Here is a 12,640-nt window from a genome sequence, read left to right on the forward strand (position 1 = left end):
TTGGGGATCAGATTTCCGCGTGAATCTGCCCATAGGCGAGCAGCGCGAACAGGCCTGTTCCGCCCAGTACGTTGCCGGCCAGAATCGGCACAAGGTGCTGGGTGAATACGGCACTTACGCCGACCTCGCCATGGAGCATGAGCAGAAACGCCTCTGCGGACCCGGCGATGATATGGGTGAAGCCGCCCGCCACGATCAGCCAGCTCATCAGCATGATCAGGAACAGCTCGAAGCCCTTGGCATTGGGCAGCATCCAGACCAGTGCGGCGATGAAGAACCCTGCGGGCACGCCGCGCATCATCGCCTCCCAGCCTGATGCTTCCATGGCATGGCGCGAGACCTCCAGCATCGCAGCGGTCTGCTCCGGGCTGGCGATCTGGAGCGCGGGTACAACCAGCGCCGTCGCGAACGTGCCCACAAGATTGGCGACAAGTACCACGGCCCAGAGCCGTGCCCACTGCACGAAGCGTTCGCGCGTCGGCTTGTGAAGCGCGGGCAGCACGACGCTCAAGGTGTTTTCGGTAAACAGCTGAAGGCGTGAGAGGATCACGATCACGAAGCCGACGGTGTAGCCAAGCTGGGCGATTTCCAGCCGATAGGGGCTATGCGCAAAGGCGATCCACAGTAGCGCCTGCACGAACACCGAGGCGCAGATCCCTATTCCCGCAGCGATCCCCGACCACCACAGCGAGAGCAACGGGCGGCGCAATTCCTCCTCGCCCTGACGGCGGATGATGGTGAACATCGTCAGCGCCGAGAACGCCTTGTTCTCGTCAACCTGCGAACGCTCGTGGCGGGTGAGCGACGTATCGCCCGAGGCGATCTCGCGCGCTTCGTTCTCGCGCTCGGCAGAGGTGGCGCGGGTGCTTGGCTTGGGAGGGGCGGGCGTCTCGTCGGTCACGAAACGCTCAATGCGTCAGCGGGCCTGCGGTTGCCGCCGTTGTCGGAGCGCTCGCGCCAGCACCGGTATCAGAAATCGACGGCGATGCCGTTGCGTACCCAGTCGCCGTAGCGGGTGGGGGAGAGGCCGTCGGGGTCTTCGTCCGAAGTCGGCGCTACGGCGCTGCCCGTTTGCGGGGCAGGGGCGGGTTCGGTGGTCCAGTGGGCGGGCTTCACGAAGCCGTCGCTGGGGCGGCTGGTGGAGCGGGAGGTTGCGCGCTCGGTCATTTGTCCCATGTGGGGGTGCTGGCGCGAAAACGCAATCGGGGTTAGGGGGCGGATGGATATTCCCGGCTTACCCGCGCGCCGTGCCGCGCTGACCCTTATCGATGCCGTGCTGCGCCGGGGCGAGACGCTCGACCAGGCGGCAGGCGTTGCCCTCTCGCGCGTACGCGGCGATGCCGACCGTGCGCTGGCCCGCGCGATCGCCGGCGAAGTGCTGCGCTGGAAGACCGATCTCGATGCCCTGATCGATTCGGCCACGCGCCTGCCCCTGGCCGACGATGCCAAGGTGCGCGCGGTTCTGGAAATCATGCTGGCACAAGTGCTGCGCCTCGAAACGCCGCCGCACGCGGTGATCGCCACGGGTCTGGAATTGCTGACCGGCGGGCCTCGACGTCTGGCGCACGGCGTGTTCTCGACCTTGACGCGCCGCGAGGCCAAGCTGCCCGAGGTGCCGACGCTGCCTGAGACGGTTTCCGGGCGCTGGATTGCGCGCGGGGCGCAGATCGCGGCAGGCCTTGCGGTGCCGCCGCCGCTTGACCTTGCCCTGCGGGATCCCGCCGAGACCGGCAGCTGGGCCGAGCGCCTTGGCGGTGTATCGCTGATGCCGGGGCATGTGCGCCTGCCGCGCGGCTCGGCGGTGGAGCATCTGGAAGGCTTCCGCGACGGTGGCTGGTGGGTGCAGGACCTTGCTGCCGGAATCCCCGCACGCCTGCTGGGTACTGGCGAAGGTCGCCGCGTGCTGGACTTGTGCGCTGCACCGGGCGGCAAGACGCTGCAACTGGCGGCGGCGGGCTGGCACGTCACTGCGCTCGACATCGCCAAGCGTCGCATGGAACGCCTGCGCGAAAACCTTGAGCGCACGGGCCTGACCGCCGAAGTCGTGGTCGGCGATGCGCTGAGCTGGGAGCCTGACGCGCCGTTCGATGCGATCCTGCTCGATGCGCCCTGCACGGCGACCGGTACGTGTCGGCGTCACCCGGACGTGCTTCACCGTATCACCGCGCGTCAGATCGCCGAGATGCAGGAGTTGCAGGGCAAACTGCTCGAACGCGCCTCGGGCTGGCTCAAGCCGGGCGGGACGCTGGTCTATGCGGTCTGTTCGATGGAGCCCGAAGAGGGCGAGGACGTGGCGGCAAAATCGACGCTGACGCCTGCGCCGATCCGCGCCGACGAACTGCCCGAAGGACTGGCGCCGACTTCCGAAGGCTGGCTGCGCACCGATCCCGGCATGCTGCCCGAAGCGGGCGGGCTGGACGGCTTCTTCGTCGCGCGCTGGACGAAGTAGGAGAAGAAGGCCGAAGTAGGATCGCAAGGGCGCCGGTCGATCCGGCGCCCTTTTAGCTTCAGGCCATTTTGCGCGGGCGGCGGCGGAAGCGCAGCGCGACTGCGCTGAAACCGAGGCCCATCAGCGCCAGCATGCCGGGTTCCGGCACGGCAGTCGCACCGCCCGATGAGGACGAGGTGCTGCCCGGATCGGTCGGCGTGCTGTCGCCCGAGGGTGTCTCATACGTGCCCGCATAAGTGCCGACATGCATTTCGCCGTACTGGTTCAGGCTGGCGAACACCGCCGAACCCTGAATGTAGTTGTAGGTCGTGGCCGCTGCGTCGGGCGCCAGTACCGAGCCGCCCCATGCGGTCGTGGCGGTCAGCGAGGTTGCATCCTCGAAGTTCCAGATCACATGCTCGCCCAGGTTCTGGGTGCCGCCGAGGAAGTTGTCGTTCAGCGTGATCGACGAACCCGAGACGTTGACGATCGCGGTGTCCGCACCGTTGAGATTGAAGGAAATCTCGCCGATCTTGTCGAGGTCCGCCGTGGTGATGTTGAACACCGCGACGCCGCTGGCATCGGGCTGCGCGGTGAACGTGCCGGTGTTACCGCTGATCGCGAAAGTGCTGTTGGTCGCCAGCGTGCCGAGTTGGTGCGACAGGTCGGTCATCGAGGTCTGGATCAGGCTCGACTGCTGCTGCAGGTTCTGCACGAAGTCCGGGTTGCTGGTGGCCAGCCCGGAGTTGACCGTGTTCTGGTTGACGTTGGTGTTGCTGATCGTGCCGCCGACCTCGACGGTCTGCGCCGCGCCGTTGAGGTTGAAGCCGCTGGTGACGTTGCCGCCGATCACCGCGCCGGAACCGTTGTTGAGGTTCTTGGTGCTGCCGGTGACATCGCCCACCACCGTCAGGCCGGGCGTGGTGCTGTCGTTCGCGACGCTGGAGGCAATCTGGTAGTTCGAGGAACTTCCGGTGAGGTTGCCGCCGACGAAGGTCTTGCCCTCGACCTCGGACGTCGAATTGAGGTCGCCCAGCACCACGAGGTTCCATGTGCGCAGAATGTCCGTGCCCGAGATCAGGCTGGCGGAGGTGTCGGCGAACAGCGGCGCGCTCATCAGGCCGGCAGCCAGTGCGCAGGTTGCAGAAAAGGTAGCCATCCGGCGCGCGGTGGCGGACTTCAGGAACGACATTGCGGGGAAACTCTCGAAGTGGTGTGCCGCTTCATTACGGATTTTTTGCAAACGTTACGAGGGTGCGTTTACCATTGTCTCGAAGCGAGACGGGGTACTGCGGCCTTATCGGCCTTAACCTTCAGGTAATAATTACATATTTTACGCTAAGGGGTTAACGAACAAGGATTTCATGCCGGAAGTCCCGTGAAGCTGCACGCGTTGCCTTGTAAACTCCGGTATCATCGGCGCATAAAAATGGCCCGCGATGTCGCTGTCTGACATCGCGGGCCGCGTGCTGGTGCAAGCGTCGCTTGGTGTAGGGCGGGTTCGCGTCAGCCCTTCACCTTGTTCTGGAAGCTCTTGCGCAGCTTCATCAGCTTGGGCGGGATCACCGCGAGGCAATAGGGATTGCGCTGACCTTCGCCGTCCCAGTATTCCTGATGGTAGTCCTCGGCCGGATACCACGGAGCAACCTGCGAACCGTCCGAGAAGCCCTCGATGGTGGTGACGGCCATGGCGCCGTTGTCCGCGTTCCAGCGGCCGATCGCGGCCTCGGATTCGGCTCGCTGCGCATCGTCGATCGGGAAGATCGCCGAGCGGTACTGCGTGCCTACGTCGTTGCCCTGGCGGTTGAGCTGCGTCGGGTCATGCGTGCCCAGGAACACGTCGAGCAGATCGCCGTAGGACAGCGCCGTCTCGTCGAACGTCACGCGGATCGCCTCGGCATGGCCGGTGTCGCCGCCGCACACCTGTTTGTAGGTCGGGTTCGGCACGGAGCCGCCGATATAGCCGCTTTCGACGGTGTCGACGCCCACGACGTCGCGGAACACCGCCTCGGTGCACCAGAAGCATCCGCCTGCGATGATGGCCGTTTGCATTGTAATGAAATTCCTCGAATTCGCTGTGTCTTGCGACAAGATAGGTACACTTTTCCGGGTTGCCAGAGCAGCAGGCCTACGTTCACATTTGACCCGTTAGCAGATGACCCCGTCAGCGGAAGGGGGCACTGCCGACATCCGATGTTCGTCGAAACCAAACGGGGGTAGAGACGGAGAATGCCATGCAGCGATTCCTGGAATCGGTTTCCGTAGGCCTGGGCCTCGGCCTTGGTCTCAATACCCCTCGCGGGGTCTATGCCCAGGCGCCCGGCCCCTCACCATCGACCTCGGGGCTGGCGCTGGAATTCGAGGCCCTGCTGGAACTGGCCGTCGCGCATCCCTCGCGCCATGCCGACCGGGCGCGCGACCGCTATCGTCATCCGGCAGAAACGCTGGCCTTCTTCGGCGTTCGTCCCGACATGCGCGTGGCCGAATATGCGCCCGGCGACGGCTGGTATTCGCGCCTGCTTGCGCCCTACCTTGCGGCACAGGGCCACCACCGGGTGCTGCCGCTCGATCCGGGATCGCGTCTGTGTCGCGACTGGCCGCACGAGGAGGAGGAGCGCTTCGATCATGTGCTGGTCCTGCGGGTCATGCACCGTCTGCTGATGGGCGAGGAGGGGCGCCGCGAACTGCTGCGCCTGCGCAATCTGCTCAAGCCCGGCGGTCTGCTCGGAATCGAACAGCACCGCGCGCCGCCCGGCGCCGGTCCAGACCATGCCGATGGCGCGAACGGCTATCTGCCCCAGGATCTCACCATCGTCTTCGTCGCCGCGCACGGGTTCGATTTTCTCGATGCCAGCGAGATCAATGCCAATCCGCACGACCGTGCCGATCATCCCGGCGGCGTGTGGTCGCTGCTGCCCACGCTCGCCTGCGATCCCCAGCGCGAGGACGCGCATCGCGCCATCGGCGAGAGTGACCGCATGACGCTTCTGTTCCGGCGGCGGGACTGATAAGGGGCCTCGCAAGGAGACCGCCCGATCATGACCCAGATTACCGTCGCTGCCCTGCAACTGGCCCTTGGCTCTGCCGATGAGGGCGAGAACATCGCGGCCGTCTCGGCGCTGGTCGAGGAGGCCGCGGCAAAGGGCGCCTCGCTGGTGCTGCCGCCCGAGCTGTTCTCCGGCCCCTATTTCTGCAAGACCGAGGAAGAGGAGCTGTTCGCGACGGCACGCCCGACGCTCGAACATCCCTCGGTGATCGCAATGCGCGCGCTCGCCGCGAAGCTGAAGATCACCATCCCCACCAGCTTCTTCGAGCGCGACGGGCACCACTATTACAATACCCTCGCCATGATCGGCCCCGATGGCGAGATCATGGGTACCTATCGCAAGAGCCATATCCCGGACGGTCCGGGCTATGAGGAGAAGTACTATTTCCGCCCCGGCAATGACGGGTTCAAGGCCTGGGACGTGCCCCATGCAGGCGGCGTGACCCGTATCGGCGTGGGCGTATGCTGGGACCAGTGGTATCCCGAGTGCGCGCGGGTGATGGCCTTGATGGGCGCCGAACTGCTGCTCTATCCCACCGCGATCGGCTCCGAGCCCTACGATGCCAGCCTCGACACCTCGCGGATGTGGCGCCGGGCGATGGTGGGCCATTCGGTGTCGAACTGCATGCCGGTGATCGCCGCGAACCGCATCGGCGTGGAGCGCGAGTGTAACACCGAGCAGACGTTCTACGGTCACTCGTTCATCACCGACGAGTGGGGCGATTACGTTACCGAATATGGCCGCGAGGAGACCGGAGTTCTTGTCGCGACGCTCGATCTCGCCCGCGCCGCAAAGCATCGCGCCGGCATGGGCTTTTTCCGCGACCGGCGTCCGCAACTCTACACCCGCATTACGCAGGATATCTGAGCGAATAGGGCGGTCCGGCCGGGAACGATGCACCACTATCTGATCGCGCTCGGCTCGAACCGGCGGCATCCCCAATACGGCCTCCCGCGCCGGGTGCTGACTGCGGCGCTCGACGCGCTGTCGACAGCAGGCCTGCGGATAGAGGCTGCCTCGCCACTGCTGGAAAGTGCGCCCATTGGCCCGTCGCTGCGCCGCTACGCGAATGGTGCCGCGGTCGTCGCCAGCGATCTGGAGCCCGAGCCGCTGCTCGACCTGCTGCTGGAGATCGAGGCACAATTCGGTCGCAAGCGGCGCGGGCAGGCATGGAGCAGCCGCGTGCTCGATCTCGACGTGGTGCTGTGGAGCGGCGGCGCCTATGCGGGCGATCACCTCGTGATTCCGCACCCGCTCTACCGCCGCCGCGATTTCGTACTGGCACCGGCACGCCGCATCGCCCCTCACTGGCGCGACCCGTTGAGCGGACTTACCCCCAGACATCATCATGCCCGCTTGACCAAGCGCCGCAAGCTGCCTAGGTGACGCCCTTCCACCCGGCCACGGTCGAGAGGGGGCCCTTAGCTCAGTCGGTAGAGCAACTGACTTTTAATCAGTAGGTCGCTGGTTCGAACCCAGCAGGGCTCACCATTGGAAACCCAGTCATTTCAATGACTTGTATTGGGTCATTTCACCAGATAGAGCCGGGGACGGCTCGCGGTGTGACCATTTTTGTGACCTTGCCCTTCTGACTTTTCAAACACTTGGCCAATCGGCTTTGTGCCCTCGAAAATCAGTTGGTCGGCAAAGGGTTGTAAATGCTTGACCGACATGTGCGCATAGCGACGCACCATCGTGTCCGATTTCCAACCTCCCAGCTCCTGAAGTACCCATGTGGGGACATCATTTTGCCGGAGCCAACTCGCCCAGGTGTGTCGCAGATCGTGCCAACGAAAATTGGTGATCCCGGCCCGTTTGAGCGCATCCTTCCACGCCTTGGTGTTCACCTGGTTGATCGGCATTCCCCGATAGGTGAAAACGTGGTCCGTCTGTTTTTCCTTACGCCTCGTCAGAACCGCCATGGCCAGGTCGTTGAGCGGGACGCCCAACGCATTGCCGTTCTTCGTCTCGCCGTGCGCGATCATCACGATCCGGCGACGAAGATCGACCTGGTCCCAGGTCAGGCGCCTGATGTTGCCTTGTCGCAATCCAGTTGCGAGCGCGAACAACATCATGTCCTGCTGGTGCTCCGGTAACTCGGCCAGAAGCCGCTCAGCCTGTGCATGCGTCAACCAGCGTACACGAGGCTGCTCGTTTCTGACATAGGTCTTGAACGCAGGCATCGTCTCGATCCATTCCCATTCCCGCATCGCGATCCGGAAAATGGCGCGAATGAGCGCCACATAGAGATCCCTTGTTCGCGGCGCAGTCTTTGCGAGATGGCGCGTGATGATCCCATCGATCATGTCCCGGCTCACCTGGTCCAATGTCTTGCCGCGCAGGAAACGGGTGAAGAACCGGATCCGAAACACGTCGTCCGCGTAGGACTTCTTGTGCTTCTTTTCCTGCAACCACCGTAAAGCCGCTTCGTCCCATGTTCGCTTCGGCTTCTGCTTGAGCTTGGCAAGATCCCACAGCTGGGCTTTCAGCTTGTCGTGGTATTCCCGGGCCTTTTTCCGGTCGGTCGTTCCAGTAGAATGTCTAAGGAGCGTTCCGTCCGGTGCTGTGAGTTTGACGTAGTATATGTTTGCACGCTTCCAGAGTGCCATTGTGCCTCCTTTCGGTCGGCACCCAGTCGCATCCGTGCACTGGCAGAATATCGCGCCTGCACATCGGCGACAAGGTCGGCCTGCTGAAAGCGCCAATCCCGTCCCAGCTTGGCGCCGCGAACGAGGCCTTCGCGAACATAGGCTCGTAATGTATTGGGATGGACGCCCAGGAAATCCGCAGCCTGCTTGAGGCTCAGCAGCTTGTCCTGCCCTCCTGTTGTATTAGCCACGGTCTCGATCCGACCGGTTGCGGCTCTCCTGCGCTGCCCGGGCTCGGGCGTACGCACGGTCACCCTCGAGAAAGGCTCGTAGCGTGCCGGCCAAGTTTTTCGTTCTGCAAGCAGGCAGTTTTCGAGGTTCGAACTTGGTCATGGGGTACCTCCTTTGAGGTTTATTGAGCAGCAACATCAGATCAAAAGCGATCGTTGTTCACGGGCTGCGAAAGGCGGCTGGGTCAATCCGTACATATCACCTTCGATATGAAGGCCGCGCCGGATTTCTGAAACGGGGGTAGGGCGGCGCAGAAAAAGCGGCGCTGGCGTACCCTGGCGTAAACTGGAGACATATCCATGGAACGATGGGCGGCGGACATCGCGTGGTATCCACGCGCTGGCGCTTCGTTTGTTGGCCTGCCGACAGGCGGGGTGGGCGTCGCTCAGCCTCTAGGCCCGCCGCGGCGGCGCGCAACCTGAGCCGGGGCTCAGGTCCTCCACTTCGTTACGGCCTTGTCAGGTGCGCCCCGCCTTATCCTGCGGGCCTGCCGGTTCGCTCCTGTCGCCCACCCCGCCCTGCGGCGGGCCAATGTGTGCGATGAAAATGGAGTGAAGGATATGAAACTCAAGCACATCGACATTACCCGTCTGTCAATCTCGAATCTCAACATGCGCGGCACAAGGAAGACCTGCGACATTGCCAACATCCTGCCGTCCGTTCGAACGCGCGGGGTATTGGTGCCATTGATCGTGCGGGAAACGGCCCGCGAGCCTGTCTGCACCAATCAGCATCCGGAAGGAGGCGGCGGCGCGGTGATTGGTGCAAGTACCGTCGATCAACTGCCCGCCTACGAAATCCTTGCGGGCAAGCGGCGCTATCATGCCGCGATGGCGGTGCGTGAGGAGGGTGGGGGTATTAAGGACCTGCCCTGTGCGATTATCGCGCCGGGCGATGATGCTGCCGCTCTGGAAGCATCGTTGATCGAGAACATCGCGAGGCTCGATCCCGACGAAATGACCCGATGCGAAACCTTCACCCGTCTCGTACGCGAAGGCCGCGATGTCGAAGCCATCGCCCAAACCTTCGGGCTTACCGCCTTGCAGGTGAGGCGCACGCTGGCACTCGGCAATCTCGTCCCTCGCCTGCGTAGTCTCTATCGCGCCGATGGCATCGATGCCGTTTCACTGCGGCATCTGACGATGGCTTCGAAAGCGCGACAGCGTGAATGGCTGGCGCTGCACGATGACGAAGCTGCGTATGCACCGACAGGTGCTGCGCTTAAGTCATGGTTGTTTGGCGGCGCGTCGATTCCGGTTGAGGCCGCACTCTTCGATATCGACGAGTTCCCGGGCGAGATCGTGTCTGACCTGTTCGGCAACGAGCGCTACTTCGCCAGCGCAGAGGCCTTCTGGAGTGCGCAGATGGCAGCGGTCGAGGGGAGGGCCGAAGTTCTTCGCGAAGACGGTTGGAGCGAAGTCGTCGTCATGGATCGAGGCGATACCTTCTACAGCTGGGAGCATGCGCCTTGGTCGAAGGCCAAGGGGGGCAGGGTGTTGATTGCCACTGAGAAGTGACCCGGGATTTCCATTGAGAATTGACCCGGGTGGGTATGGTTTATGTGCTGCCGTTTTTGGGCAGGTTCAAGGTGCGGGCTTCTCCTTTCTGGCTTTGGGCGTAGCGGTGCTGGCGCGGAAGCGGAAGCTGTCGTTTCCGGTCTCCAGGATGTGGCAGTGATGGGTTAGCCGATCGAGCAGCGCGGTGGTCATCTTGGCATCGCCGAACACGCCAGCCCATTCGCTGAAGCTCAGGTTGGTGGTGATGACGACGCTGGTGCGCTCGTACAGCTTGCTGAGAAGATGGAAGAGCATGGCACCGCCCGATGGGCTGAAGGGCAGGTAGCCCAGTTCATCGAGGATGAGCAGGTCGAGGCGTAGCAGGCGTTCTGTCAGCTGGCCGGACCGGTTCAAGGTCTTTTCCTGCTCAAGCGCGTTGACCAGATCGACCGTGGAGAAGAAGCGAACCTTCTTGCGGTGATGCTCGACAGCCTGAACGCCCAGAGCCGTGGCGATATGGCTCTTGCCGGTGCCGGGCCCGCCGATCAGCACGACGTTGTCGGCGTTTTCCATGAAGTCGCCCTGATGAAGCTGGCGTACGAGGGCTTCGGTGATCTCGCTGGCGGCAAAATCGAAGCCCGCCAGATCTTTGTAGGCCGGGAAGCGTGCCGCCTTGATCTGATAGGCGATCGACCTGACCTCCCGCTCGGCCATCTCTGCCTTCAGGAGCCCAGACAGCATCGGCACGGCAGCGTCGAAGGCAGGCGCGCCTTGCTCGATCAGATCGCCAGCGGCTTGCGCCATGCCGAACATCTTGAGGCTGCGCAGCATGACGACGATGGCCGCGCTGGCGGGATCATGACGCATGGCGGATCTCCCTTAGCCTGTCATAGCGTACGACATTGGCCTCGGGCTCCTGCGTCAAACGCAAGGCCTGAGGCGCATCGATCGGCGCTGCTGGAGGCACCTTGCCATCGATAAGGCGATGCAACATGTTGAGAACGTGGGTCTTGGTGGCAACACCGGCTTCCAGAGCCAACTCGACCGCGCTCAACACTGCCCGCTCGTCATGATGCAGAACGAGAGACAGGATCTCGACCATCTCCCTGTCGCCGCCCGGGCGCTTTAGCAGATGGCCCTGTAACTGCCGGAAGGCTTCGGGCATCTCGAGGAAGGGGGCGCCATTACGCAAGGCGCCGGGCTTGCGCTGGATCACCGCCAGATAATGCCGCCAGTCATAGATCGTGCGTCCCGGCTTGTGATGGGAACGGTCGATGAGCCGGGGATGTTCGCACACGATCTGACCTTCGGCCGCTATGACCAGACGATCCGGGTAGACCCTCAGGCTGACGGGTCGGTTCGCGAAGGATGCAGGCACCGAATAGCGGTTCCGGTCGAAGGCAATGAGGCAGGTCGGCGACACGCGCTTGATCTGCTCGACAAAGCCATCGAAGGGCCGGCCCAGCGGCATCAGGCAGGAAACTTCCTCGGCGTGCGCATCGGCCACGGTGCCGGGCAGGACACCATGCTGGATCTCGCCCCATTGGGCGATGCATTGTTCTTCCAGCCAGGTGTTCAACTCAGCCAGATCGCGGAAGCTGGGCATCGGTTGCCACAGCCGGCGTCGAGCGTCCTGGACGTTCTTCTCGACCTGTCCTTTCTCCCAGCCAGAAGCCGGATTGCAGAAATCGGCCTCGAACAGATAGTGGCTGGCCATGGCGGCGAACCTGGCATTGACCTGCCGCGCCTTCCCCGTCCCGATCTTGTCGACAGCGGTCCGCATATTGTCGAAGATGCCACGCTGCGGCACGCCGCCAAGCACCCGGAATGCCTGCGCCAGCGCGTCGAACAGCATCTCATGGGTCTGGAGCAGATAGGCTCGCACGATGAAGGCGCGGCTATGTGCCAGCTTGGTATGGGCAACCTGCAGCTTGGTCACCTTGCCGTCCAGCACGGCATAATCCTCACTCCAGTCGAACTGGAAGGCCTCGCCAGGCTGGAAAACCAAAGGCACGAACGTCCCGCGCCCGCTGGTCTGCTGTTGATACTGAAGCTCGGTCCGCCATCGCCGCGCAAAGGCGGCCACCCGGTTATAGGAACCATCGTAACCCAGCTTCACCAGATCAACGTAGAGTTGCTTGGCGGTCCTCTTCTGCTTGCGGGATTTCTTGGATTCCACTCGCAGCCAAGCCGTCAGTTTGTCTGCGAAGGGATCGAGTTTGCTCGACCGTAACGGAACCTTGAAGCTGGGTTCAACCGTGTCGGAGCGCAGATACTTGCGGATGGTGTTGCGGGACAGGCCGGTCCGGCGCTTGATCTCCCGAATGGAAATCCCCTGCCGGAAATGCCACCGGCGGATCACACTGAATAAGTCCATGTCGATCACTCCAAGACCCTCCGACTGGCAGCCGGAAGGGAGGAAAACATGGGTCAATTCTCAGCGGTAATTTATACGCGCCCCGGGTCACTTCTCAGTGGCAATCAACATCCAGCGCGTCATCGCTACGATCCACGAGCTGACAGACCGAGCGCGTACATGGCAGGATACCACATACCTTGTGGCCAAGATGAACCGGGTGCTGCGCGGATGGGCCAATTACTTCTCGGTAGGGACCACGAGCAAGGCATACCGCGCCATCGACAGCTACACAGCGGTGCGGTTGCGCCGGTGGCTACGCGCCAAGCACAAGACCAGACGAAAGCGAGCGGGAGCCTATCACACCCCCGAGCTGTACGAGCGCTTCGGCCTCGTGCGTCTGGCCGACTTGGCCGCAGCCCGCCGTGGGTGAA

At 63.2% G+C, this 12,640-nt stretch carries 13 protein-coding genes, 1 tRNA gene and 1 pseudogene; 7 read left to right on the forward strand and 8 right to left on the reverse strand.

Annotated elements, in window-relative coordinates; translation table 11 throughout:
- Window positions 1–7: 7 nt before the first annotated feature.
- Both CI805_RS15655 and CI805_RS15660 read right to left on the reverse strand, forming a co-directional pair.
- Entirely contained in the window at window positions 8–901 is an 894-nt protein-coding gene (locus tag CI805_RS15655; protein ID WP_260929082.1) for a formate/nitrite transporter family protein, read from the reverse strand.
- 68 nt (window positions 902–969) lie between these two features.
- Window positions 970–1,176 carry a DUF1674 domain-containing protein gene (locus CI805_RS15660; RefSeq protein ID WP_260929084.1) on the reverse strand — a complete coding sequence of 69 codons (207 nt, stop codon included), beginning with the start codon at window positions 1,174–1,176 and terminating at the stop codon, window positions 970–972.
- 43 nt (window positions 1,177–1,219) lie between these two features.
- Here CI805_RS15660 and CI805_RS15665 point away from each other — a divergent pair, with 43 nt between their 5' ends.
- On the forward strand, window positions 1,220–2,449 hold the full coding sequence (locus CI805_RS15665; protein WP_260929085.1) for an RsmB/NOP family class I SAM-dependent RNA methyltransferase: 1,230 nt from the start codon (window positions 1,220–1,222) through the stop codon (window positions 2,447–2,449).
- A gap of 58 nt (window positions 2,450–2,507) precedes the next feature.
- Here the strand turns inward: CI805_RS15665 and CI805_RS15670 are convergent, their stop codons facing one another.
- Together CI805_RS15670 and msrA are read right to left on the reverse strand one after the other, a co-directional pair.
- The gene (locus CI805_RS15670) at window positions 2,508–3,620 is read right to left on the reverse strand and encodes a choice-of-anchor A family protein (RefSeq protein WP_260929086.1); all 1,113 of its coding nucleotides are present in this window, start codon (window positions 3,618–3,620) and stop codon (window positions 2,508–2,510) included.
- 314 nt (window positions 3,621–3,934) lie between these two features.
- The gene (gene msrA, locus CI805_RS15675; RefSeq protein WP_260929087.1) at window positions 3,935–4,480 is read right to left on the reverse strand and encodes a peptide-methionine (S)-S-oxide reductase MsrA; all 546 of its coding nucleotides are present in this window, start codon (window positions 4,478–4,480) and stop codon (window positions 3,935–3,937) included.
- Window positions 4,481–4,662: 182 nt separating this feature from the next.
- On the opposite strand from msrA, the gene CI805_RS15680 reads away from it, so the two are divergent.
- From CI805_RS15680 to CI805_RS15695, 4 genes are all read left to right on the forward strand, one after another.
- Window positions 4,663–5,436 (forward strand): class I SAM-dependent methyltransferase, encoded by a 774-nt coding sequence (locus tag CI805_RS15680; protein ID WP_260929088.1) that lies wholly within the window; start codon window positions 4,663–4,665, stop codon window positions 5,434–5,436.
- Window positions 5,437–5,466: 30 nt separating this feature from the next.
- The gene (gene aguB, locus CI805_RS15685; RefSeq protein WP_260929089.1) at window positions 5,467–6,342 is read left to right on the forward strand and encodes an N-carbamoylputrescine amidase; all 876 of its coding nucleotides are present in this window, start codon (window positions 5,467–5,469) and stop codon (window positions 6,340–6,342) included.
- 27 nt (window positions 6,343–6,369) lie between these two features.
- Window positions 6,370–6,861, forward strand: a complete 492-nt coding sequence (gene folK, locus CI805_RS15690) for a 2-amino-4-hydroxy-6-hydroxymethyldihydropteridine diphosphokinase (RefSeq protein ID WP_260929090.1) — start codon at window positions 6,370–6,372, stop codon at window positions 6,859–6,861.
- Between the two features lie 29 nt (window positions 6,862–6,890).
- Window positions 6,891–6,966, forward strand: a tRNA-Lys gene (locus CI805_RS15695).
- Window positions 6,967–7,001: 35 nt separating this feature from the next.
- On the opposite strand, the gene CI805_RS15700 is transcribed toward CI805_RS15695, so the two are convergent.
- Both CI805_RS15700 and CI805_RS21165 read right to left on the reverse strand, forming a co-directional pair.
- Entirely contained in the window at window positions 7,002–8,084 is a 1,083-nt protein-coding gene (locus tag CI805_RS15700; RefSeq protein WP_260929091.1) for a tyrosine-type recombinase/integrase, read from the reverse strand.
- A 77-nt stretch (window positions 8,085–8,161) separates the two neighbouring features.
- Window positions 8,162–8,377 (reverse strand): annotated as a pseudogene (locus CI805_RS21165) (helix-turn-helix domain-containing protein); the annotation flags it as partial.
- Window positions 8,378–8,914: 537 nt separating this feature from the next.
- On the opposite strand from CI805_RS21165, the gene CI805_RS15705 reads away from it, so the two are divergent.
- Window positions 8,915–9,871: a ParB/RepB/Spo0J family partition protein gene (locus CI805_RS15705; RefSeq protein ID WP_260929093.1), complete on the forward strand. Its 957-nt coding sequence runs from the start codon at window positions 8,915–8,917 to the stop codon at window positions 9,869–9,871.
- A gap of 66 nt (window positions 9,872–9,937) precedes the next feature.
- Here CI805_RS15705 and istB read toward each other — a convergent pair whose 3' ends face one another.
- Both istB and istA read right to left on the reverse strand, forming a co-directional pair.
- Window positions 9,938–10,717 carry an IS21-like element helper ATPase IstB gene (gene istB / locus CI805_RS15710; protein WP_260928206.1) on the reverse strand — a complete coding sequence of 260 codons (780 nt, stop codon included), beginning with the start codon at window positions 10,715–10,717 and terminating at the stop codon, window positions 9,938–9,940.
- Window positions 10,707–12,227, reverse strand: a complete 1,521-nt coding sequence (gene istA, locus CI805_RS15715) for an IS21 family transposase (protein WP_260929679.1) — start codon at window positions 12,225–12,227, stop codon at window positions 10,707–10,709. The genes istB and istA overlap by 11 nt, the downstream gene beginning before the upstream one ends.
- 97 nt (window positions 12,228–12,324) lie before the next feature.
- On the opposite strand from istA, the gene CI805_RS15720 reads away from it, so the two are divergent.
- On the forward strand, window positions 12,325–12,639 hold the full coding sequence (locus tag CI805_RS15720; protein ID WP_260929095.1) for a group II intron maturase-specific domain-containing protein: 315 nt from the start codon (window positions 12,325–12,327) through the stop codon (window positions 12,637–12,639).
- Window position 12,640: the final 1 nt, after the last annotated feature.

Origin of the sequence: Novosphingobium sp. 9 (assembly GCF_025340265.1) — a bacterium.
In the GTDB taxonomy this organism is placed as follows: domain Bacteria; phylum Pseudomonadota; class Alphaproteobacteria; order Sphingomonadales; family Sphingomonadaceae; genus Novosphingobium.

Coding starts and splice junctions, on each gene's coding strand:
- CI805_RS15660 (WP_260929084.1), bottom strand. CDS start 1,176: ATGGGACAAATGACCGAGCGCGCAACCTCCCGCTCCACCAGCCGCCCC.
- CI805_RS15665 (WP_260929085.1), top strand. CDS start 1,220: ATGGATATTCCCGGCTTACCCGCGCGCCGTGCCGCGCTGACCCTTATC.
- CI805_RS15670 (WP_260929086.1), bottom strand. CDS start 3,620: ATGTCGTTCCTGAAGTCCGCCACCGCGCGCCGGATGGCTACCTTTTCT.
- msrA (WP_260929087.1), bottom strand. CDS start 4,480: ATGCAAACGGCCATCATCGCAGGCGGATGCTTCTGGTGCACCGAGGCG.
- CI805_RS15680 (WP_260929088.1), top strand. CDS start 4,663: ATGCAGCGATTCCTGGAATCGGTTTCCGTAGGCCTGGGCCTCGGCCTT.
- aguB (WP_260929089.1), top strand. CDS start 5,467: ATGACCCAGATTACCGTCGCTGCCCTGCAACTGGCCCTTGGCTCTGCC.
- folK (WP_260929090.1), top strand. CDS start 6,370: ATGCACCACTATCTGATCGCGCTCGGCTCGAACCGGCGGCATCCCCAA.
- CI805_RS15700 (WP_260929091.1), bottom strand. CDS start 8,084: ATGGCACTCTGGAAGCGTGCAAACATATACTACGTCAAACTCACAGCA.
- CI805_RS15705 (WP_260929093.1), top strand. CDS start 8,915: ATGAAACTCAAGCACATCGACATTACCCGTCTGTCAATCTCGAATCTC.
- istB (WP_260928206.1), bottom strand. CDS start 10,717: ATGCGTCATGATCCCGCCAGCGCGGCCATCGTCGTCATGCTGCGCAGC.
- istA (WP_260929679.1), bottom strand. CDS start 12,227: ATGGACTTATTCAGTGTGATCCGCCGGTGGCATTTCCGGCAGGGGATT.